The sequence below is a fragment of the Streptomyces sp. NPDC050548 genome (assembly GCF_044457385.1).
In the GTDB taxonomy this organism is placed as follows: Bacteria; Actinomycetota; Actinomycetes; order Streptomycetales; family Streptomycetaceae; genus Streptomyces.
This window is the reverse complement of the sequence record NZ_JBITGV010000006.1, coordinates 312,825-334,948: the sequence shown is the minus strand read 5'-3', so window position 1 is coordinate 334,948 and position 22,124 is coordinate 312,825. Positions and strand designations below refer to the sequence as shown.

Sequence of the window (22,124 nt, the reverse complement as noted above, 5' to 3'; positions counted from 1 at the left end):
AGAAGCGGGACAGCTCCGGATTGCTCACTGGGTCACTCCGTACAGGGCGAGCAGGTTCTTCATCCGTTCCTCCGCGAGCTTCGGGTCCGGGAACAGGCCCAGGCCGTCGGCGAGTCGGTAGGCGCGGGCGAAGTGCGGGAGGGAGCGGGCCGACTGGAGGCCGCCGACCATCGTGAAGTGCGACTGGTGGCCCGCGAGCCAGGCCAGGAACACCACGCCCGTCTTGTAGAAGCGGGTCGGGGTCTGGAAGAGGTGGCGGGACAACTCGACGGTGGGGTCGAGGAGTTCACGGAACCCGGCCGTGTTCCCGGTGTCCAGGACGCGGACCGCCTCCGCCGCCAGCGGGCCGAGCGGGTCGAAGATGCCGAGCAGGGCGTGGCTGAAGCCCTGGTCGTCGCCCGCGATCAGCTCGGGGTAGTTGAAGTCGTCGCCGGTGTAGCAGCGGACGCCCTGCGGCAGTCGGCGCCGGATGTCGATCTCCCGCTGAGCCTCCAGGAGCGACACCTTGATGCCGTCCACCTTGTCCGGGTGGGCCGCGATGACGTCGAGGAACGTGTCGGTGGCCGCGTCCAGGTCGGACGAGCCCCAGTAGCCCTCAAGCGCCGGGTCGAACATCGGGCCCAGCCAGTGCAGGACGACGGGCTCGGTGGCCTGGCGCAGCAGATGGCCGTAGACCTCCAGGTAGTCCTCGGGGCCCTTGGCGACCGCGGCGAGCGCGCGGGACGCCATCAGGATGGCCTGCGCGCCCGACTCCTCGACGAGGGCCAACTGCTCCTCGTACGCGGCCTGTACGTCGGCCAGGGTGCCGCCGGTGATCTGGTCGGTGCCGACCCCGCAGGCGATCCGGCCGCCAACTGCCTTGGCCTCTGCGGCACTTCGGCGGATCAGCTCGGCCGCGCCCGCCCAGTCCAGGCCCATGCCGCGCTGGGCGGTGTCCATCGCCTCGGCGACACCGAGGCCGTGGGACCAGAGGTGGCGGCGGAAGGCGAGGGTGGCGTCCCAGTCGACGGCGGCGGGCGAGTCGGGGCTGGTGTCGGCGAAGGGGTCCGCGACGACGTGCGCCGCCGAGAACACCGTACGAGAGGTGAAGGGGGTGCCGGAGGTGACGGCGAGGGGTTCGGAGCGGGGCTCGTACGCCGCCAAGGCCCCTGACGCGTCCGGGAGTTGGATGGTCACAGCGAGATCTCCGGGACGTCGAGGCGGCGGCCCTCGGCGGAGGACTTCAGGCCCAGCTCGGCGAGCTGGACGCCACGGGCACCGGCCAGCAGGTCCCAGTGGTAGGGGGCGTCGGCGTAGACGTGGCGGAGGAACAGTTCCCACTGCGCCTTGAAGCCGTTGTCGAAGTCGGCGTTGTCGGGGACCTCCTGCCACTGGTCGCGGAAGACCTCGGTGGCGGGGATGTCGGGGTTCCAGACCGGCTTGGGGGTGGAACTGCGGTGCTGGGCACGGCAGTTGCGCAGTCCGGCGACCGCCGAGCCTTCCGTGCCGTCGACCTGGAACTCGACGAGTTCGTCGCGGTTGACGCGGACGGCCCAGGAGGAGTTGATCTGGGCGATGGCTCCGCTGTCGAGTTCGAAGATGCCGTAGGCGGCGTCGTCGGCGGTGGCGTCGTAGGGCTTGCCGTTCTCGTCCCAGCGCTGCGGGATGTGGGTGGTGGCGATGGCCTGGACGGACTTGACGCGGCCGAACAGCTCGTGGAGGACGTACTCCCAGTGCGGGAACATGTCGACGACGATGCCGCCGCCGTCCTCGGCGCGGTAGTTCCACGAGGGGCGCTGGGCCGCCTGCCAGTCGCCCTCGAAGACCCAGTAGCCGAACTCGCCCCGGATGGAGAGGATCCGGCCGAAGAAGCCGCCGTCGATGAGGCGCTTGAGCTTGAGCAGGCCCGGGAGGAACAGCTTGTCCTGGACGACGCCGTGCTTGATGCCGGCGGCGTCGGCGAGGCGGGCCAGTTCGAGGGCGCCCTCGAAGTCGGTGGCCGTCGGCTTCTCGGTGTAGATGTGCTTGCCCGCGGCGATCGCCTTCTTGAGCGCCTCCTCGCGGGCCGAGGTGACCTGGGCGTCGAAGTAGATCTCGACGGTCGGGTCGGCGAGGACCGCGTCGACGTCCGTGGAGACGTTCGCCGGGTCGAGCCCGTGCTGCTCGGCAAGCGCCTTCAGCGCGTGCTCGCGGCGGCCGACGAGGGTCGGTTCCGGCCACAGCACGGTTCCGTCGCCGAGGTCTAGACCACCCTGCTCTCGCAGTGCGAGGATCGAGCGGACGAGGTGCTGTCGGTAGCCCATTCGCCCGGTCACGCCGTTCATGGCGATACGCACCGTCTTGCGTGTCACGTGTTTCCCTTCGGCCTCGTACGTTTCCACGTACGTTCCAAGAACGCAGCAAGCGCTTTCTATATATGCAGAAGCTAGCCTTTGCACACAGGTCTGTACAAGACCGTGATGGGGTCGAGTTGTTCGAGGGGGCGAACGGCGGGGGTGTATGGCCTTATCGTCTGCTCGGACGGGGGCTTCCTTTGAGCAGCCTATGCACAACGGCGTACGACAAGATGCGCGACCGGAGGACGAACGACATGACGGTGACCCTGGCGGACGTGGCGGCCCGCGCCCAGGTCTCCCCCGCGACGGTGTCGCGCGTACTGAACGGCAACTACCCGGTCGCGGCGACCACCCGCGAGCGGGTGCTGCGGGCGGTCGACGAGCTGGACTACGTCCTCAACGGTCCCGCGAGCGCGCTCGCGGCGGCCACCTCCGACCTCGTCGGCATCCTGGTCAACGACATCGCCGACCCCTTCTTCGGGATCATGGCGAGCGCGATCCAGGCGGAGATCGGGGGACCCGGCGGACGTGCGGGCGGGGAGCGGCTGGCTGTGGTGTGCAACACAGGGGGCTCTCCGGAGCGCGAGCTGACGTACCTGACCCTGCTGCAGCGGCAGCGGGCGGCGGCCGTCGTACTGACCGGTGGCGCGATGGAGAACGCGCCGCACGCGGCCGCCGTCGCGGCGAAGCTGCGGAAGCTCGGGGAGGCCGGGACGCGGGTGGTGCTGTGCGGGCGCCCGCCGGCACCGGACACCGGGGCGTTCGCGCTGACCTTCGACAACCGCGGGGGCGGCCGTGAACTGACCGAGCACCTCATCGGCCTCGGGCATCGTCGGCTGGGCTACATCGCGGGCCCTGAGGAACGCACGACCACTCGGCACCGGCTGGAGGGCCACCGGGAGGCGCTGGCCGCGCACGGGATCGCGGAGGACCCCCGCTGGACCGTGCACGGCCGCTACGACCGCCGCTCCGGCTACGAGGCAACCCTCGAACTCCTGCGCCGCGACCCGTCGTTGACGGCCGTGGTCGCGGCGAACGACTCCGTCGCGGTGGGCGCGTGCGCGGCCCTGCGCGAATCCGGCCGCCGCATCCCGGACGACGTCTCGGTCGCCGGCTTCGACGATCTGCCGTTCAGCGTGGACGCGGTGCCCTCTCTTACGACGGTGCGGTTGCCGCTGTCGGAGGCGGGCGCGCGGGCCGGGCGGATCGCGATGGGGCGGGAGGAGCCGCCGCCGGGCGGGATCGCCACGGTTCGCGGGGAGTTGATGGTGCGGGGGTCTTCGGGGGTGCCGCGGAAGTAGCGCGGCCGGGGTCACCGGAGGGGACCTGCTTCCAAAAAGTGTGTCACTTCCTCGCAGAGTGTCACACTTTTCCAGGACCCCTCCCCCCACCCCACCACTACGGTCGGCCTCGTTGTCAGTGCCTCCCCTTATCGTCCCGCCATGGTCTTCCCACTGCCCGACGAACTGTCCCTGTCCTCCGGTCGCTTCGAGACCCGGGGGGAGGTGGAGGTCTGGTTCGCCGACGAACTGCCCCACGACATTGCGGAGTTGTGGCCGCGGCTGCTGGAGCGGGCCGAGGCCGACGGGCTGTATCCGTTCATCTGCTGGCGGGACGACCCTTACCGGCCCGAGGACGTGAGCGAGATCGACGCGATGCGGCTCGACGCCGTGCTCTCGGCGGACTTCGACGAGTACCGGCGCCGACGGCTGCCGAGCTGGTCGAATCCGGTGTCGGACGAGGAGTGGGCGGCGAGCGTGCCGGAGGAGGTCCGGGAGTACGTCGCACCCTGGCCGCACGATCCGGGGCCGCCCTTCGAGTCCTGGCCCGGGCTCGCGCCGGCCGAACCGGCGACCCGTACCGGACTGAGTCCCGCGGCGACCGCGGGGTGGGCCGTGGACCAGCTGCTCCGCACCGAGCCCTTCGTGCGCACCTGCCAGCTGGCCCTGGTGCCCGCCCGCCGCGGCGCCGACGTGCCGGCGATCGTCGGGTGGTCGGCCGGGGGTCCCCTTCCGTTGCTGTGCGCGCTGTTGCGGAGCTGGGAGGAGCGGTTCGGGGCACGGGTCCTGTCCGGGTTCGGGGGCGCCCTGACGGTGTCGGTCGCCCGGCCGCCCCAGGACCTCGCACAGGCGGAACGGCTCGCCCTGGAGCATGTGCTGACGACCGCCGACAACATCGTGGACGATCCGCCGACCCCGTTCCCGAAGTACGCGAACGACCTCCCGGGGCGGTATCTGTGGCGCCTCTGGTGGGACTAGCCCGTTGCCTTGCCCACCCCGGAGGACTACGGTCGGAACCGCAATACCTCTGACTGAGTCAACTACCCTGAGCGAGCACCGGGGATCGATCATGACCGTCCAGGACATCCGTGCCTTCAACCGCTTCTACACGAACGTCATCGGCGCCCTCGACTACAGCCGCCACCTCTACGCCCCCTTCACCCTCACCGAGTCCCGCGTCCTGTACGAGCTCGCGCACTCCCCGCACACGGACGCGGCCGACCTCCGTTCCGAACTGTCCCTGGACGCCGGGTACTTGAGCCGGATCCTGAACCGGTTCGAGCAGGACGGGCTGATCGAGCGGGCGCCCTCGCAGCGGGATCCGCGGCGGCGGCGGATCACGCTCACCGGGAGCGGGCGGGAGACCGCCGACCTGCTGGCCGAGCGGGCGGACGAATCCGTCGGGGCGCTGCTCGCGACCGTGCCGGCCACCGACCGGCCCCGGCTCTCCGAGGCGCTGCACACCGTACGCACCCTCCTGTCGGACCCCCCGCCCACCCGGCCCGAGGACGTCGTGCTGCGGGAGCCCGGGCCCGGTGACCTGGGGTGGATAGTGCAGCGCAACGCGGCGCTGTATGCCACCGAGTACGACTTCAACGCCGACTACGAAGGGCTCGTGGCGCGGATCGTCGCCGACTTCGCCGAGGATCACGACCCACATCTGGAGCGGGTGTGGATCGCGGAGCTGGCCGGGCGGCCGGTGGGGTGTGTGATGTGTGTGCGGGACGACGCCCCGGGGACCGCGCGGCTGCGGCTGCTGCTCGTCGAGCCGGACGCCCGAGGGCTTCGGATCGGCGACCAACTGGTCTCCGCGGTGGTCGAGTTCGCGCGCGGTGTCGGCTACCGCGACCTCGTGCTGTGGACCAACGACATCCTCGACGCCGCCCGCCGTATCTACCAGCGGCACGGTTTCGTCCTCGTCGCCGAGAAACCCCACCGCTCCTTCGGCCAGGACCTCGTCGGCCAGGACTGGCGTCTCGACCTGCACGGAACCGGAGAGTGACGAGTAGGGTCGTGACCATGAAGCTCGCCTTCTCCACCCTCGGTGTCCCAGGGCTCCCCGTGGCCGACGTGCTGCACCTCGCCGTCACCCACGGCTACCACGGCGTGGAGTTGCGCGCCCACCCGGAGGAGCCCGTGCACCCCGGTATCGACGCCGCCCAACGGGCCGACGCGGTCGCCGAGTTCAAGGCGGCCGGGGTCGAAGTCCTGGGCCTCGCCGGGTACGCACGCGTGGCCGCGCCGGGCGACGACGACGCCGTACTCACGGAGATCCGCGAACTCCTGGAACTGGCACGGGACTTGGGAGCTCCGTTCGTACGGGTGTTTCCCGGCGGCAGCAGTGAGCAGCCTCCCGAGGAAGCCGACGCGACCGCCACCCGCCGCCTGGGCACGGCGGCGGAGTGGGGCGCCGACCTCGGCGTACGGATCCTGCTGGAGACCCATGACTCCCACCGCACCGGGGCGGACGCGCTCCGCGTGCTCGGCCCGGTCGGGCACCGGCAGGTGGGCGCGCTGTGGGACGTCATGCACACCTGGCTGGGCGGCGAGCAGCCGGCGGAGACGCTGGCCGCACTGGGCCCGTATCTCGGATACGTGCAGGTCAAGGACATCGCGTCGGCCGACGACACCACCCCGCTGCCGCTCGGCGCGGGCGTCCTGCCGCTCGCCGAGTGCGTGGAACTCCTGACCCGGCACGACTGGGACGGCTGGCTGTGCTGGGAGTACGAGAAGCGCTGGTACGAGACCGCCGCCCCGCTGCCTGGGCTGCTGGCCGCCGGTCAGCATCATCTGGCACGGCTGCTCAACGACTCGGCGTAGAGCGTAGGCCCGACGCGCGAGTTCCAAGTTCATCGAGCGGTGAGCCGCGCCGTCCCGTCCAGGCACCACTCCAGTACCGCCGGCCAGGAGCCGTACCCCGCGTCCAGGTCGAGGTGACCCGCGCCCGGGATGATCTCGGTGGGGACGCCGAGCGGATCGCCGAAGACCGTGCGGGCGCCTTCCGGGCAGTACGGGTCGTCGTCGCCGGCGACCAGCAGGGTGGCTGCGGGGAGCGTCAACTCGCCGGTGGGCGGCGCGAATTCGGCGATCTCCGGATGCCGTACGACGACGGAGGCGGACGGCGGTGCCACCAGCAGCACCCGGTCCACGTCACCGTCCCGGACCACCCCGCGGTCGACGGCGTGCAGCCACAGCAGGGCGGAGGCGCTGTGCGCGAGGACGACCCGTGGTCCGTCCAGGCCGTCGAGGTGGCGGCGCAGCTCCCCGAGCCACACCTCCAGGTCGGGGTCGTCGGGATCGGGCAGCTGGGGGTACGTCACCTCGTGGCCGAGCGCGCGGAGCCGGTCGGCGAGCCAGTGCTGCCAGTGGCCCTCGGGGCGGCGGTTCTGCCAGCCGTGCAGGATGAGATACGCGCTCATGACCTGGCCACCCGCTCCTCCAACGCCTTCCGGCACTCCGCCCACTCCTCCGCCGTGATCGAGTAGATCGCGGAGTCCCGCAGCCGCCCGTCCTCACCCGGTGCCCAGGAGCGGGACCAGTTGCGAAGGACGCCCTCGAAGCGGGCGCCCACACGCTGGATCGCGGCGCGGGAGCGGTCGTTGCGGGCGTCGGTCTTGAGGTCGACCCGGGAGACGTGCCACTCCTCGAAGGCGTGCCGGAACAGCAGGAGTTTGGCCTCGGCGTTGATGCCGGTGCCCTGCGCCGAACCCGCCAGCCAGGTGAACCCGACCTCGATGGCGTCGAGTTGATCGTCCGTCAGCCAGGAACGGGGTTCCCAGTAGGCCGTGGCGCCCACCGCCCGCCCGGTCGCCGTCGAGATCTGGGCGTACGGCGCGAGCATGCCCGTCGCCGCGCGGGCCAGCTGGGCGTCGATGTACGCGCCGACCTGGTCGGCCCGAGGCACCCAGGTGAACGCGTACGACCCCCGGTCCTCCTCCGCCGCCACCGCCAGCTCGGCCGCGTGCCGGTGATCGAGCGGCTCCAGCCGCACCAGCTCACCCGTCAGGACCGGAGCCTTCAGCTCGAACCCCACACCGCTCCCCTCATACCGGCAACTGTCCCCGCAGCGCCCCGAACGCCTCGTGGAAACCGGGGAAAGTCTTGCGTACGCACCCCGGGTCGTCGAACGAAATACCCGGCACCCGCAGCCCGGTCACCGCGAAGGACATGACGATGCGATGGTCGCCGTAGGACTTGATCTCCGCGCCGGCGGGAGCCTCCGAACCCGGGCGGATCTCGATCCAGTCGTCCCCCGTCACGACCTCCACGCCCAACCGCCGGAGGTTCTCCGCGCAGGCCTCCAGCCGGTCGCACTCCTTCACCCGGGTGTTGCCGACGTCCTCGATGCGAACCGGTCCTGAGGCGAAGGGGGCGATCGCGGCCAGCGTCGGCATGGTGTCGGAGATGTCCCGCATGTTGACCGTGAGGCCGCGCAGTTCGCCGGTGCCGCGCACCCGGGTGCCGTGCGCGTCGGTCGTCACCTCCGCGCCCATGCGGCGCAGTACGTCGACGAAGCCCAGGTCGCCCTGGAGCGCGCCGGTGCCGAGCCCGGGGACGGTGACCTCGCCGCCGGTCACGGCCGCCGCCGCGAAGAAGTAGCTCGCGGTGGAGGCGTCCGGCTCGATGTCGTAGGTGGTCGCGGTGTAGCCGCCCGGCGGGACGACGTGGACCGTGTCCTCCCTGCGTACCTCCACCCCGAACGCCCGCATCATCGCGACGGTGATCTCGACGTACGGCGCGGAGACCAGGTCCGTGACCCTGATCCGCAGGCCCTTCCTGGTCAGCGGGCCGAGCAGGAGCAGGGCGGTGAGGTACTGCGAGGACTGGCCGGCGTCGAGCACCACCTCGCCGCCCTCGACACCGGACGCCTCGATGCGGAGCGGGTGATGACCGTCGGCCTCCTCGTGGCGCAGGTCCACGCCCAGGTCGCGCAGAGCCTTGCTCAAGGGCCCCAGCGGCCGGCGGCGCATCTGCGGGGACGCGTCGAAGCGGAAGCTGCCGTGTCCGGCCGCCGCGAGGGTGGGCAGGAAGCGGGCCGTGGTCGCGCCGTCCCGGCAGTACACGTCGGCTTCGGCGACCGCCGGTCCCTGCGGGCGTCCGTCGATCTGCCACGCGTCCGGGGTCTTGCCCACCCGGTAGCCGAGCCGGGTCAGTCCCTCCGCGAAGCCCTCGGTGTCGTCCGAGCGGAGCGGACGCCGGAGGGTGGTGACGCCGTCGGCCGCGGCGGCCAGGAAGAGCGCGCGGGCGGTGACGGACTTGGAACCGGGGATGTCGACTACGGTCATGCCCTCATGATCGGGCGACGGCCGCCCGCCGCGCCGGGACGTCCACGGGATGGACGACCGCCGTTCCCCCGCGCGTACCTGTGCGTGACCGCATCCGTCCCGTTGTGCACGGGTTCACCAACTTCCGGGAATCGGCCCGCGGACGGGAACCCGGGCCCGCTTCCCACCGTCCAACCGGCATGCTGCCGGATGAGTCTCCGCGGTACGGCGTCGGCCTCGCTGCTGGCTGCGAACGCTGACCAACCCTCTCCTCCGTACCGCGGCCGGCAGCAAGCCGTCATCGGCGCGCCCCCCTCCAACTGCGCCGATGGCGGCCCCTCCCCTGGTTACTGTGCACTCCCCTGACCGGCGGAAACTCCCCGGAATCCGGAAGGAGCGCACATGCCCTCCAGACGTACCGTCCTCGCCGCGACCATGGGCGTCACCGCGTCCCTCGCGGTCGGCACCCCCGCCCACGCCGACGACACGGCACTCCGTTCGCTGATCTCCCGCATGCCCCTGGCGGAGAAGGTCGGCCAGCTCTTCGTGATGCGGGTCCACGGCCACTCCGCCACCGCCCCCGACCAGGCCGACGTCGACGCCAACCTGAGCGAGTTGGGGGTGCGCACGGCCGCCGAGCTGATCGCGAAGTACCGGGTCGGCGGGATCATCTACTTCAGCTGGGCGCACAACACCCGCGACCCGCACCAGATCGCCGACCTCTCCAACGGCATCCAGAAGGCGTCGCTGGCCCAGCCGCGCGGGCTGCCCGTGCTGATCGCCACCGATCAAGAACACGGCGTCGTCTGCCGGATCGGCAGGCCCGCCACCCTCCTCCCGGGCGCGATGGCGCTCGGCGCCGGCGGCTCCCGCACCGACGCCCGCACGGTCGGCCGGATCTCCGGCGCCGAACTGCGCGCGATGGGCGTCAACCAGGACTACTCCCCCGACGCCGACGTGAACGTGAACCCGGCCAACCCGATCATCGGCGTACGGTCCTTCGGCGCCGACCCGGACGCGGTGGCGGGCCTGGTCGCCGCCGAGGTCACGGGGTACCAGGACAGCCGGGTCGCGGCGACCGCCAAGCACTTCCCCGGGCACGGGGACACCGCCGTCGACAGCCACACCGGGTTCCCCGTCATCACCCACAGCCGCGAACTGTGGGGAAAGCTGGACGCCGTCCCCTTCCGGGCCGCCGTCAGGGCCGGGATCGACGCGATCATGACCGCGCACCTCAAGGTCCCGGCCCTCGACGACTCCGGAGACCCGGCCACCCTCTCCCACCCGATCGTCACCGGCGTGCTGCGCGGTGAACTCGGCTACGACGGCGTCGTGGTCACCGACTCCCTGGGCATGGCGGGCGTCCGCCAGAAGTACGGCGACGAACGCGTACCGGTGCTCGCGCTGAAGGCCGGGGTCGACCAGCTCCTCGACCCGCCCTCCCTGGACACCGCCTGGAACGCCGTCATCAAGGCAGTAGGAAATGGGGAGTTGACCGAGGCGCGGATCGACGAGTCGGTGCTGCGGGTGCTCCGGCTGAAGGCCCGGCTCGGACTCTTCGAGGAGCCGTACGTCAGCCGGGCGGGCGTGGACCTCGTGGTCGGCAGCGCCGAGCATCTCGCCACCGCCGACCGCATCGCCGAGCGCACCACCACCCTCCTCGCCAACAGGGCCGGGCTGCTCCCGCTGTCCCGCCGTACGCACGGGAACGTCCTGGTCGTCGGCGCCGACCCGGCCTCCCCCTCCGGTACTACGGGACCCCCCACCGGCGTACTGGCCGCGGTCCTACGGGAGTTGGGCTTCACCGCGACCGTTCTCTCCACCGGCACCACCCCCTCCCCCGAGACCGTCGCCAAGGCCGTGGCGGCGGCGCGGGCGGCGGACGCGGTCGTGGTGGCGACCTACAACGTCACCGCGACGGACCCGCAGAAGACCCTGGTCGAGCAACTGGTCTCCACCGGGACACCGGTCGTGGCCGTCGCCGTCCGCAACCCCTACGATGTTGCCCAACTGCCCGCCGTCCCCGCCTACTTGGCGTCCTACTCCTGGACCGACGTCGAACTGCGGGCGGCGGCACGGGTGATCGCGGGCCGGGTGGCCCCGCGCGGGAAGCTCCCGGTGGCCGTGCGGCGTGCGGACGACCCGGCGCAGGTGCTGTATCCGGTCGGTCACGGACTGTCGTACTAGAGGTACGGTGCCCAGCCGTCCCGCCCCCGCCAACTGGCCCAAAGCCCCCCGCACCGCTGGCGTGCGCCCGCCGCCGCGCGTCACGCTGGGCGGGGGCAGTCCGGGGGGAACGATGGGTGAGAGATGGAGCGCCGGGGCGGTGTGCGCGCTGCTCGCCGCCCTGCTGGCCGGCTGCTCCTCCGCGAACGGCTCCGACGCCGGTGACGGCCGCCTCGGCTCCAAGGCCTCCACATCCTCAACCACCCAACCCGCCGGCTACGGCGCGGTGTTCCTCGCCGTCGACGAGTGCAGCTCCTTCGGTACGACGAGTTTCACCGAGGTGCCGTGCACCAGTGAACGGGCCGCCGCCCGGGTCATCGCCCGCTACGACGGCGATGTGAGCAGCGGTCCCGTCTGCCCGGCGACCACCGACTTCGTGCTGCACATCAGCGCCCAGGGCACCTCGGGCACGGGCCGCGACAGCGCCGTACCGAAGGGCTACGCCTGTATGCGCAACCTCGAACCCCCGCACCCCGGCGACCCGGGCGGCGGAGGCGGCCCCCGCACGATCGTCGGCGACTGCGTCTACGGCTCCGGCAGCGGCCAGGTCCGGGAGACCGCGTGCGACGGCTCGGGGCGGAAGAAACCGCAGTACAAGGTGGTCAAGGCCGTGCTCAAGCGCGCGAGTTGCCCGGCCTCGACCGCCCTCTACGTCCAGCTCGGCGGCAGCCGACCGGTGGGCTGCGCCCGACCGGTGTAGTCAACGGCCGGGCGCAGCAAGGGTGTTACGGGCGCAGCGTCGGCTCGCGCTCGACGCCCTGCCGGTCCAGCCGCGCGTCGTACGGCGCCAGCGGCTTCGCCTGTGCCGTCGTCGCGGCGGGGACACCCGCCCAGGCCAGGATGCGGGCGGTGGCCAGCGCCTTCTGGTCGGCGGTCAGCGCGGCGACGTTCGCGCCGTGGTTGAGGCCGGGCGCGGTGAAGACGTACGAGTCCTTCGCGCCCTTGCCGACGGCGAACCGCTCGGCGCCCCACGGGTCGTTCTGGCCGTAGACGAAGAGCATGTGGTCGGCGTGGTGGCGGACCCAGCTGTCCACGTCGCGCATCGCGCCCGGCTGGAACTTCATCGGGATGGAGCGCGGGACGAAGTTGCGGGGCGGCTGGTAGCCGTAGCGGATGTACTTCTTCTCGATGTACGGGAACTGGACGGTGGGCGCGCCGAGTTGGGTGCCCGCCTGGTAGTAGTACGGGGTGTACGGGGACAGGCCCTGGTCGGCGTAGAAGGAGAAGCCGGAGATCGTGTCGACCGAGGTCCAGATCTCGTCGTCGGTGGCGGTCGCCGCGTTCGCCGGGATGGTGGCGCAGTCGGAGAGCAGGCTGTACTGCCAGAAGCCCCAGACGTAGTCGAGGACGACGGCCTCGTAGGCCTTGTCCAGGCTGCCGACGGTGGTGAAGGTGAACCCGTTCTCGGCCGCGTACGCCTCGTATTTCTTCTCCAGCGGCTCCCGGCGCACCAGCGCCTCGCGCTGTACGGCGTCCAGGCGGTCGCGGCACTCCTTGGTGCCGACCTTGGTGAAGAAGCGGTCGTAGGCCGAATCCTCGTTGTTCACCACGTCGTTGGGGGCGACGTAGGCGACGACGCCGTCCATGTCGCGGGGGTAGAAGCGCGCGAAGTACGTAGCGGTCATGCCGCCCTTCGAGCCGCCGGTGGCGATCCAGTTCTTGGTGTAGACCGACTTGAGGGCCTTGAAGACGCGGTGCTGGTCGCTGGCCGCCTGCCAGATGTCGAGCTTGGACCAGTCGGCGGGCTCGGGCCGGGACGGCGTGAAGTAGCGGTATTCCAGGGAGACTTGGTTGGCGTCCGCGATGCGGGTCGGTTCGCTGCGACTGGGGGTCGTGGAGACGTTGTAACCGCTGGTGTAGAAGACCGTCGGGCGCGAGACGTCCTTGTGCAGCACGGTGATCCGCTGCTGGAACGTGCCCTTGGAGGGGTGCCGGTGGTCGATCGGCTGGGTGTAGTTCAGGACGAAGTAGCGGTAGCCGGTGTACGGCTTCTCCTGGACCAGGCTCATGCCGGGTATCGCCAGCAACTGGTCCTTGATGTCAGTGACTTGGCCCGCCTGGGCGGCGGTGGCCACCCCGGCCGTGCTCAGTGTGCCTATGAGCACGGTGAGCGCCAGCAGCCATCTGAGCGCCTTGCGCATGCGGTCTCCCCTGTGAGGCAGTTGTGAACCGGAAGCTATCCGAGCAACTACCGTCACACCAGAGGGGGTTGTTCACTCAGGGCACGGGCCGGCGGTTCAGCACAGCATCCAGCCCGAACCGACCGAGCCGCCGGCGACCACGCCCTTGATCCGTACGCAGCGGTGGCCGACATGCACGGTGACCGGTCCGGCCCGGCGGATGTAACTCCCCTTGTCCACGACCGGGCGGTTGCCGCGGGCCTGGACGCTGACCGACATCGTGCGCTTGGCGCCGGGGGTCTTGGGGGCGGTGTACGCGCAGATGTAGTCGCCCCGGCGGAAGACATGGACGCTGCCGGTGGAGAAGGACAGCGTCGCCACCTCCCGCCCCGGGCAGACCGAGGCCGCCTGGGCGCTGCCTGGGGCCGCGAGCGCGAGCAGTCCGGACACGGTGAACACGGCCATGCCGAGCGCCACCCGCCGTCGTAGCGCACCCATGTCCACAGTCATCCCTCCCGCACAGCAGCCGAACAGCGTACTGATGTACGGACGCAAGACGTATGTCGAACGGTTGCGCGTCCCTCGGCGGGCCCCACCGACCGCCCCTCAGCAAACCGTCCCGACCGGCTCCTCCGTCTCGGGCGCACCGACGAAGGTCCGCCACAGCTCGGCGTAATACCCGTCGAGCGCGAGCAGTTCGTCGTGCGTTCCGTCCTCCACGACCCTCCCGTGATCCATCACCACGACCCGGTCCGCGCGGGCCGCGGTCGTCAGGCGGTGGGCTACGACGAGAGTCGTGCGGCGGCCGGCGAGGCGGTCGGTGGCCTGGTTGACCTGGGCTTCTGTGGCCAGGTCGAGGGCCGCTGTCGCCTCGTCCAGGAGGAGGATGTCGGGGTCGACCAGCTCCGCGCGGGCCAGGGCGATCAGCTGGCGCTGGCCCGCCGAGAGGTTGCGGCCGCGCTCGGCGACCTCGTGGAGGTAGCCGCCCTCCAGCGTGGCGATCATCTCGTGCGCGCCGACCGCGCGGGCCGCCGCCTCCACCTCGGCGTCGGTGGCGTCGGGGCGGCCGTAGGCGATGGCGTCGCGGACGGTGCCCTGGAAGAGGTACGCCTCCTGGGGGACGACCCCCAGGTGGTGGCGGTACGACGTGATGTCCAGCGCGCGGAGGTCCGTGCCGTCGACCGTCACCCGGCCGCCCGTCGGGTCGTAGAAGCGGGCCACCAGCTTCACGAGCGTCGACTTGCCCGCGCCCGTCTCGCCGACGAACGCGACCGTCTGGCCCGCCGGGATCCTCAACTCGACGCCCCCCAGGGCCTCTTCGTCGTCTCCGTAGGCGAAGTGCACGTCCTCGAAGGCGATGTCGCCGCGCAGGGAGAGGACTTCGAGGGGTTCGTCGGCGGCCCGGGTGGAGGTCGGTTCCTGGAGGAGTTCCTGGATGCGGCCCAGCGAGACCGTGGCCTGCTGGTAGCCGTCGAAGACCTGCGAGAGCTGCTGGACCGGGGCGAAGAACAGGTCGATGTAGAGGAGGTACGCGACCAGGGCGCCGGTCGTGAGCGTCGCCTCGTCCACCCGTCCCGCGCCCGCGATCAGTACCGACGCCGCCGCCACCGACGACAGGAACTGCACGAAGGGGAAGTAGACCGAGATCAGCCACTGGCCCCGGGTGCGGGCCGAGCGGTAGCTGGCGCTGCGCTCGGCGAACCGCCGGCCGCCGTCCCGCTCGCGCCGGAACGCCTGCACGATCCGCAGCCCCGACACCGACTCCTGAAGGTCCGCGTTGACCAACGACACGCGCTCACGGGCGAGTTCGTACGCCTTCACGCTCGCCCGGCGGAAGAAGAAGGTGGCGACGACGAGGGGCGGGAGGGTCGCGAAGACGACCAGCGCGAGCTGAACGTCGATCACCAGCAGGGCGACCATGATGCCGAAGAACGTGACGACCGAGACGAAGGCCGTGACCAGGCCCGTCTGCAGGAAGGTCGAGAGGGCGTCGACGTCCGTCGTCATCCTCGTCATGATCCGGCCGGTCAACTCCCGCTCGTAGTAGTCGAGTCCGAGGCGTTGGAGCTGCGCGAAGATCTTGAGGCGGAGGGTGTAGAGGACCCGCTCCCCCGTGCGTCCGGTCATCCTCGTCTCGCCGCGCTGTGCCACCCACTGCACGGCCACCGCGACGAGCGCCAGCAGCGAGGCGGACCAGATCGCGCCGATCGCCATCTTGGTCACGCCCTGGTCGATGCCGTGCCGGATCATGACCGGCAGCAGCAGGCTCATGCCCGCGTCCACGGCGACGAGGCCGAGGCTGATCAGCAGCGGGGCGCCGAAACCGCGCAGCAGCCGGCGCAGCCCGTAGGAGTCCTCGGCACGCACCGCGCGCGCCTCGTCGATGTCGGGGGTGTCGGTCGCCGGCGGCAACGCGTCGACCTGCGCGAGGAGTTCGGGCGTCGCGGGCATCCCGGACAGCGCGGTGTCCTTGGGCTCGCGGTCACCGGTCCACAGCCGGGGCGTGAGCCCGCGCTCCGCGTCGAACTCGGCGTCCAACTCCGCGCGTACGGAGGTGTCTTCGGCCGGTTCCGCGGCGGGCAGGGCGTGGCCGGGCGAGACGCCGCCGAGTTCGTCGGGGTCGGTGAGGAGGCGGCGGTAGAGCGGTGAGCGCTCCTGCAACTCCTCGTGCGTGCCGATGTCGGCGAGCCTGCCCCCGTCGAGGACGGCGATGCGGTCGGCGAGGTTGAGGGTGGAGCGGCGGTGCGCGATCAGCAGTGTCGTCCGGCCCTCCATGACCTGTTTCAGGGCCTCGTGGATCTCGTGCTCGACGCGGGCGTCCACCGCCGAGGTCGCGTCGTCGAGGACCAGCAGTCGCGGGTCGGTGAGGATCGCGCGGGCGAGGGCGACGCGCTGGCGCTGGCCGCCGGAGAGGGTGAGGCCCTGCTCGCCGACCGTCGTGTCGTAGCCCTCGGGGAGTTCCGCGATGAACCGGTCGGCCTGTGCGGCCCGGGAGGCGGTGAGGATCTCCTCCTCGGTCGCGTCGGGGCGGCCGTAGGCGATGTTGTTGCGGACCGTGTCGGAGAAGAGGAAGGAGTCCTCGGGGACCAGGCCGATCGCGGCCCGGAGGGAGTCGAGGGTGAGTTCGCGGACGTCGTGACCGCCGATGAGGACGGCGCCGTGGGTGACGTCGTAGAAGCGGGGCAGCAGGAGCGAGACCGTGGACTTGCCGGAGCCTGAGGAGCCGACGACCGCGAGGGTCTCCCCGGGGTGGATCTCGAAGCTGAGGCCGTTCAGCACCGGGCGGTCGTCGTCGTAGCCGAAGGAGACGTCGTCGAACTCGACGGTCGCCGGGGCGTCGGCGGGGAGTTCCTTGGTGCCGTCGGTCATCGAGGGCTCGGTGTCGATGAGTTCCAGGACGCGCTCGGTGCCGGCGCGGGCCTGCTGGCCGACCGTGAGGACCATGGCGAGCATCCGGACCGGGCCGACGAGCTGGGCGAGATAGGTGGAGAACGCGACGAACGTGCCGAGCGTGATGTGCCCGCGCACCGCGAGCCAGCCGCCGAGGGCGAGCATCGCGACCTGGCCGAGGGCGGGGACGGCCTGGAGGGCGGGGGTGTACTTGGCGTTCTGCCGGATGGTGCGCAGGCGGCCCGCGTACAGCCGACGCCCGACCTCGCGCAGCTTCCCGGTCTCCTGGTCCTCCTGCCCGAAGCCCTTCACCACGCGTACGCCGCTGACGGCGCCGTCGACGACTCCCGCGACGGCGGCGGCCTGGGCCTGCGCGTACCAGGTGGAGGGGTGCAGCTTGCTGCGGCTGCGGCGGGCGATGAAGCCGAGCGCGGGGGCGACGGCCAGGGCGACCAGGGTCAGGGGCAGCGACAGCCAGGCCATGATCGCGAGGGAGATCAGGAAGAGCAGGACGTTCCCGATGGTCATCGGGAGCATGAAGAGCAGGCCCTGGATCAGCTGGAGGTCGCTGGTGGCACGGCCGACGACCTGACCGGTGGACAGCTCGTCCTGGCGGCGGCCGTCGAGGCGGGTGATCGTCCCGTACATCTCGGTACGGAGGTCGTGCTGGACGTCCAGGGCGAGGCGGCCGCCGTAGTAGCGCCGGACGTAGGTGGAGACGTAGACGAGGAGGGCGGCGACGATCAGGGCGGCGGCCCAGGGGGCCATGGAGCGGGTGTGGCCGTCGATCACGTCGTCGATGATCACCTTGGTGACCAGCGGGACGACGGCCGTGACCGCCATACCCGCGAGGGAGGCGCCGAGGGCGAGTACTACGTCCTTGGGGTATCGCCAGGCGTACCCGGCGAGCCTTCTGGCCCAGCCCTGCGGTTCCCCCTGCTTCGCTGCCACGCGGGTGCCTTCCGTTCGCCGATCTACGGAAGGCACCAACGCGGAATGGAGCGGATTTCATCCCTCCGCAATAACCGGGCGGAGGGCCGGTGGGTCAGACGCGCACCCGGAGGTAATAGAACCGTGTCGTCTGTACCGCGTTCTGGTTGTCGTCGCTCACCAGCAGGACCTTGTAGCTGCCCTTCTCCTTCCCCGTGATCACCATGCCCTCGATGTTGTCGAGGAGGGGGTTCGGCTGGGGCTGCTTCGCCGTCGCGCCCAGCGACGGGCAGTCGGCGATGTCCGCGAGGAGGGTCTTCTTGATGAGGCGGACGCCGGGCTGGCCGGTGAGCGCATCGATCTTGCTCGTGTCCGTCGCGTGGCGCGGGTCGGCCAGGTAGAGGCGGACGGTGTTGCCGACGCCGCTGGTGAAACCGCGCTCCAGGACGAGGAGGCGGCCGTCGGGGAGGGCCTGCACCTCGGGGACGCCGAGGAAGGCCGCGTCGGTCTTGTACGCGTACTGCGCGGCGAGCTTGAAGTGGTCGCCCTTGGTCCGGGTCCAGGTCTGGAAGCGGACGGCGCCGGAGGTGTCACCGGCGATCGGGTACTCCATCGACGCGAGGAGCGTACGGCCGCCGGGCAGCAGGGTCAGGCCCTCGAAGGTCTGGTTGGAGACGGCCCGGCCCGCGGGGGCGACCAGCAGCGAGGACGGGACCGGGAGGCGGTCCAGGATCCTGCCGTCGACGGAGTAGCGGCGGATGGACGGCTCGGTCTCGGAGGTGATGAGGCGGGTGCCGTCCCGGTCGACGACCAGGCCCTCGGAGTCGAGGGCGGCGCCGTTCTCGTCGGCGAGCGGGACGACCCGCTCCGGCTGGAGAGTCTTCGCGTCCAGGTCGAACAGGGAGGAACGGTCCTCCAGCGCGGCGAGCGAGCCGTCCTTGTCCACCGCGAGCGCGGAGAAGTTGCCGACGAAGGTGCCGTCGTACGTCGTCTTGTCGAGCGCGTCGGAGAAGCGGTCGATCGAGACGGACGACGAACAGGCGTTGCTGGTAAGGGAGTTGCTGACGGCGCTCGCGGGCCCGGCGGCGGTGAGGCAGGTGGCCGCCGCCAGGCCGGCGGTCGCGGTCGCGAGTACGGTTCTCAGGCGCATGGGCGCCACCGTAGGACGGGTGGGTGACGGGCGGGAGACCCGTCGGTTAAGCCAGGTCCTTGTGAATCGCCTTTGCGACGCCCTGGATCGTGGTGATGCCGTAGCTCATCGTGCTGTTGTCCTGGGTGAGCACGGACATCATGTAGTCGTGGCCGCCACCGTTGAAGGTGCCCAGGCTGTGGACGCGCCAACCGTGCGTGGAGCGCTGCAGCCAGCCGTTCTTGACGTGCACGGTGACGGTCGAGGGGGCTCCGTACGGTGTGCCCCAGCGCTGGCTGGAGATCACCTGGTTCATCAACTTCAGGATGTACGCACGGGAGTTGTCGCTCAGCACGGTGTTCTTGGCGGTGACCAGCTTGAGCAGCTTCTGCTCGTCGGTCACGGTCTCCTGGGTCAGACCCCAGTAGTTGTTCGCGCCCGGCTTGGTCTGCGTCATGCCGGCGGCGGCGAGGAAGCCCTTGATCTTCGTCAGGCCCAACTGCCTCCACAGGGCGGAGGTCGCGTCGTTGTCCGACTTGGTGATCATGGCCTTGGCGAGGGTCGTCTCGCGGGACGTCAGCAGCCGGTTGTGCTTCTTCGCGTCCCACAGCAGCGTGGCGAGAACGGTCACCTTGACGGTGCTGGCCGAGTCGTAGGCGGTGCTCGCCCGCAGGGTGCAGGTGGTCTTGGTGGTGCGGTCGTAGAGGCCGACGGCGACGGTTCCCTTACGGGTCGCGAGCGCGGCGGTGATGTCCTTCTTCAGCTTGTCGGCGAGGCCGGCCCTGGCGGACGTACAGCTGACCGTCGGGGTGGCCGCGGCAGCGGGCGTTGCGGCGGCCAGCACGGGTATGAGCACCCCGGCGCCCGCACCGGCCGCCAGCACTCTGGCTCGGCGGGATATCCATTGAGTCATGCATGACTCGACTCACAGGAAGGCATGAAAGGTTGTACGGGTTGGGGAACGGTTGTACGACCCGTTACCCGGGCCTTTGCGAATTCACAGCCGAGCACTAGGTCCGGCACAGCACGCACCCACCCTGCCTTCGCACGATGGCCGGGTGACATCTGCCACCGATCCACACCCCCACACCGAACCCGCGTCCGCCGACTGGCCGCCGCCGGCCCCACCCGAGACGGCACCGCCCGAGAAGGCGCCCCGCTGGTCGCTGCCCGCGCTGGTCGCGATCATGGTCCTCGCCGCCGTGCTGTACTCCTGGAACCTGACCGGCTCCAGCCTCAACAGCTTCTACAGCAGCGCCATCTACAGCGGCACGCAGAGCTGGAAGGCCTGGTTCTTCGGCTCGCTGGACGCGGGCAACTTCATCACGGTCGACAAGCCGCCCTTCTCCCTGATGGTGATGGGCCTGTCGTGCCGGATCTTCGGCTTCGGCACCTGGCAGATGATGCTGCCGGAGGTCGCCGCCGCGCTCGGCACGATCTGGATCCTGCACTCCTCCGTGAAGCGGTACTTCGGCCACGTGGCCGCGACCGTCGCGGCGCTGGTCCTCGCGCTCACCCCGATCACGGTCGCCATCAACCGCGACAACAACCCCGACACCCTCCTCGTCCTGCTGATGGTGGCGGGCGCGGCCCTCGGCCTGCGCGCCGTGCGCACCGAGCGACTGCTGCCGCTGGTCGGCTCCGCGGTCTGCTTCGGCTTCGCGTTCAACACCAAGCTCCTCCAGGGCTACATCGCCCTGCCCGCCGTCTTCGCCGTGTACCTCTTCGCGTCGAAGCTCGGCTGGAAGAAGAAGCTCGTCCAACTCGCCGTCGCCACGGTCGCGTTGGCCGTCTCCAGCTTCTGGTGGGCCACCGCCGTCTCCCTCGTCCCCGCCTCGGACCGCCCCTACATCGGCGGCTCGACGGACGGCACGGCCTGGGACCTGATCATGGGCTACGACGGCTTCGGCCGCGTCTTCGGCGGCGAGGGCAACGGCGGCGGAGGCGCGGGCGGTGGCGGAGGCGGCGGTACGTTCGCCGGCTCCGCGGGCATCGGCCGTATGTTCAACGACATCCTCGGCGGCCAGATCTCCTGGCTGCTCCCCTTCTCCGCGATCGCCCTGATCGCGGGCCTGGTCCTGGTCGGCCGCGCCCCGCGCACCGACGCGACCCGCGCCGCGCTGATCATGTGGGGCGGCTGGACCCTGCTCCACTACGTCACCTTCAGCATGGCCCAGGGCACGATGCACCCGTACTACACGACCGCGCTCGCCCCGGGCATCGCGGCCCTGTGCGGTGGCGGCGGCGTGATGCTGTGGCGTGCCTTCCGCAGCGGCGACGCGCGCTGGTCCTGGGTCCTCCCGGCCGGCCTCGCGGTCACCGGAATCTGGGCGATCGTCGTCCTGCGCCGCGCCTCCGGCTGGAACACCTGGCTGTGGCCGGCGGTGGGCGTGCTGATGGTCCTGGCGATCGTGGGCCTGTTCGTCTTCCGCTCGGGCAACCGCGGCCGACTGCTCACCGCCTCCATCGCCGCGGCGATCGTCGCAGCGCTCGCCGGTCCGACGGCGTACGCCGTGACCCCGGCCGCGTCCAGCGGCTCCGGCGGCGGCATGGGCGGCACCAACCCGACGGCCGGTCCGTCCACGGGCGGCGGCATGGGCGGCGGTCCCGGCGGGGGCGGCAACCGCGGCGGCTTCGGCGGCGGCCAGGGCGGTCCCGGCGGCGGCACCCAGCAGGGCGGCGGCCAGGCGACCGGCGAACTGCCCGGCGGCGGCACGGCTCCCGGCGGGATGACGCCGGGTGGCGGCGGCACGGGCGAGGTGCCGCAGGGCGGCGGAGCACCTAGCGGGGCGCCGACCGGCGGTACGGCGGGTGGCGCGACCGGTGGCCAACAGGGCGGCACGACCGGGGAGTTGCCCGGCGGCGGCACCGGTACGGCTCCGGGTGGCACCGGCGGTACGCGCGGCGGCTTCGGCGGGGGCGGCGGCATGGGCGGTACGACGTCCAGCGCGCTCGTCTCCTACCTGGAGAAGCACCAGGACGGCGCCAAGTGGCTGCTCGCGGTGTCCAATTCACAGAGCGCGGGCCAGCTGATCCTCAGCACCCACAAGCCCGTCATCTCCATGTGGGGCTTCACCGGCTCCGACAAGGCGATGACCCTCGCCAAGCTCAAGGAGCTGGTGAAGAAGGGCGAGTTGCACTACATCCAGCTCGGTGGCGGCGGGATGGGCGGCAACAGCACGCTCAACACCGAGATCACGGCGTGGGTGCAGAAGAACGCGACGGCGGTGAAGGAGAGCGCGTACGACAAGAGCGCGACGACGGAGTCGAGTTCCTCGTCCTCCACGACGTCGACGACGAACACGTCGACGCTGTACCGGCTGGACCCGTCGGACGTGAAGTAACACTGACGCGACTGACGTAGACAACGCCGAACGGCCCCCGACCCACCGGTCGGGGGCCGTTCCCGTGCGTCTCCGCGCAGTCAACTCGCGTAGACACGAGGCAAATTGTCGCTTCCGGACACCAGA

17 protein-coding genes are annotated in these 22,124 nt (G+C 71.0%); 7 read left to right on the top strand and 10 right to left on the bottom strand.

Annotated elements, in window-relative coordinates; translation table 11 throughout:
- Window positions 1–24: 24 nt before the first annotated feature.
- Both ACIBJH_RS19525 and ACIBJH_RS19520 read right to left on the bottom strand, forming a co-directional pair.
- The gene (locus tag ACIBJH_RS19525; RefSeq protein WP_399118071.1) at window positions 25–1,176 is read right to left on the bottom strand and encodes a dihydrodipicolinate synthase family protein; all 1,152 of its coding nucleotides are present in this window, start codon (window positions 1,174–1,176) and stop codon (window positions 25–27) included.
- On the bottom strand, window positions 1,173–2,330 hold the full coding sequence (locus ACIBJH_RS19520) for a Gfo/Idh/MocA family protein (RefSeq protein ID WP_399118070.1): 1,158 nt from the start codon (window positions 2,328–2,330) through the stop codon (window positions 1,173–1,175). Before ACIBJH_RS19520 ends, ACIBJH_RS19525 begins: the two co-directional genes overlap by 4 nt.
- Window positions 2,331–2,569: 239 nt before the next feature.
- Here ACIBJH_RS19520 and ACIBJH_RS19515 point away from each other — a divergent pair, with 239 nt between their 5' ends.
- The 4 genes from ACIBJH_RS19515 (at window position 2,570) to ACIBJH_RS19500 (ending at window position 6,415) form a co-directional block, all read left to right on the top strand.
- A complete protein-coding gene (locus ACIBJH_RS19515; RefSeq protein ID WP_262058020.1) occupies window positions 2,570–3,616 on the top strand; it encodes a LacI family DNA-binding transcriptional regulator in 1,047 nt (348 codons plus the stop codon).
- Window positions 3,617–3,757: 141 nt separating this feature from the next.
- Window positions 3,758–4,573, top strand: coding sequence for a DUF4253 domain-containing protein (locus ACIBJH_RS19510; protein ID WP_399118069.1), 816 nt, complete (start codon window positions 3,758–3,760; stop codon window positions 4,571–4,573).
- Between the two features lie 91 nt (window positions 4,574–4,664).
- Window positions 4,665–5,597, top strand: coding sequence for a GNAT family N-acetyltransferase (locus ACIBJH_RS19505; RefSeq protein WP_399118068.1), 933 nt, complete (start codon window positions 4,665–4,667; stop codon window positions 5,595–5,597).
- A 17-nt stretch (window positions 5,598–5,614) separates the two neighbouring features.
- The gene (locus ACIBJH_RS19500; protein ID WP_399118067.1) at window positions 5,615–6,415 is read left to right on the top strand and encodes a sugar phosphate isomerase/epimerase family protein; all 801 of its coding nucleotides are present in this window, start codon (window positions 5,615–5,617) and stop codon (window positions 6,413–6,415) included.
- A 29-nt stretch (window positions 6,416–6,444) separates the two neighbouring features.
- Here ACIBJH_RS19500 and ACIBJH_RS19495 read toward each other — a convergent pair whose 3' ends face one another.
- The 3 genes from ACIBJH_RS19495 to aroA are packed head-to-tail and all read right to left on the bottom strand — an operon-like array spanning window position 6,445 to window position 8,880.
- Window positions 6,445–7,014, bottom strand: a complete 570-nt coding sequence (locus ACIBJH_RS19495) for an RBBP9/YdeN family alpha/beta hydrolase (RefSeq protein ID WP_399118066.1) — start codon at window positions 7,012–7,014, stop codon at window positions 6,445–6,447.
- Window positions 7,011–7,628: a GNAT family N-acetyltransferase gene (locus ACIBJH_RS19490; RefSeq protein WP_399118065.1), complete on the bottom strand. Its 618-nt coding sequence runs from the start codon at window positions 7,626–7,628 to the stop codon at window positions 7,011–7,013. The genes ACIBJH_RS19495 and ACIBJH_RS19490 overlap by 4 nt, the downstream gene beginning before the upstream one ends.
- Before the next feature lie 10 nt (window positions 7,629–7,638).
- Window positions 7,639–8,880: a 3-phosphoshikimate 1-carboxyvinyltransferase gene (gene aroA, locus ACIBJH_RS19485; protein ID WP_399118064.1), complete on the bottom strand. Its 1,242-nt coding sequence runs from the start codon at window positions 8,878–8,880 to the stop codon at window positions 7,639–7,641.
- A gap of 381 nt (window positions 8,881–9,261) precedes the next feature.
- Here aroA and ACIBJH_RS19480 point away from each other — a divergent pair, with 381 nt between their 5' ends.
- Both ACIBJH_RS19480 and ACIBJH_RS19475 read left to right on the top strand, forming a co-directional pair.
- Window positions 9,262–11,046 (top strand): glycoside hydrolase family 3 protein, encoded by a 1,785-nt coding sequence (locus ACIBJH_RS19480; RefSeq protein ID WP_399118063.1) that lies wholly within the window; start codon window positions 9,262–9,264, stop codon window positions 11,044–11,046.
- A 112-nt stretch (window positions 11,047–11,158) separates the two neighbouring features.
- Window positions 11,159–11,785, top strand: coding sequence for a hypothetical protein (locus ACIBJH_RS19475; RefSeq protein WP_399118062.1), 627 nt, complete (start codon window positions 11,159–11,161; stop codon window positions 11,783–11,785).
- Window positions 11,786–11,810: 25 nt separating this feature from the next.
- Here the strand turns inward: ACIBJH_RS19475 and ACIBJH_RS19470 are convergent, their stop codons facing one another.
- The 5 genes from ACIBJH_RS19470 to ACIBJH_RS19450 all read right to left on the bottom strand — a co-directional run bounded on the left by ACIBJH_RS19470 (window position 11,811) and on the right by ACIBJH_RS19450 (window position 19,567).
- Window positions 11,811–13,226 (bottom strand): S28 family serine protease, encoded by a 1,416-nt coding sequence (locus tag ACIBJH_RS19470; RefSeq protein ID WP_399118061.1) that lies wholly within the window; start codon window positions 13,224–13,226, stop codon window positions 11,811–11,813.
- Window positions 13,227–13,322: 96 nt separating this feature from the next.
- Entirely contained in the window at window positions 13,323–13,715 is a 393-nt protein-coding gene (locus ACIBJH_RS19465) for a hypothetical protein (RefSeq protein WP_399118060.1), read from the bottom strand.
- A 96-nt stretch (window positions 13,716–13,811) separates the two neighbouring features.
- A complete protein-coding gene (locus tag ACIBJH_RS19460; RefSeq protein ID WP_399118059.1) occupies window positions 13,812–17,546 on the bottom strand; it encodes an ABC transporter ATP-binding protein in 3,735 nt (1,244 codons plus the stop codon).
- Window positions 17,547–17,640: 94 nt separating this feature from the next.
- A complete protein-coding gene (locus ACIBJH_RS19455) occupies window positions 17,641–18,675 on the bottom strand; it encodes an esterase-like activity of phytase family protein (protein WP_399118058.1) in 1,035 nt (344 codons plus the stop codon).
- 46 nt (window positions 18,676–18,721) lie between these two features.
- The gene (locus ACIBJH_RS19450; protein WP_399118057.1) at window positions 18,722–19,567 is read right to left on the bottom strand and encodes a serine hydrolase; all 846 of its coding nucleotides are present in this window, start codon (window positions 19,565–19,567) and stop codon (window positions 18,722–18,724) included.
- A gap of 145 nt (window positions 19,568–19,712) precedes the next feature.
- Here ACIBJH_RS19450 and ACIBJH_RS19445 point away from each other — a divergent pair, with 145 nt between their 5' ends.
- Window positions 19,713–21,998 (top strand): ArnT family glycosyltransferase, encoded by a 2,286-nt coding sequence (locus tag ACIBJH_RS19445; protein ID WP_399118056.1) that lies wholly within the window; start codon window positions 19,713–19,715, stop codon window positions 21,996–21,998.
- Window positions 21,999–22,124 lie beyond the last annotated feature (126 nt).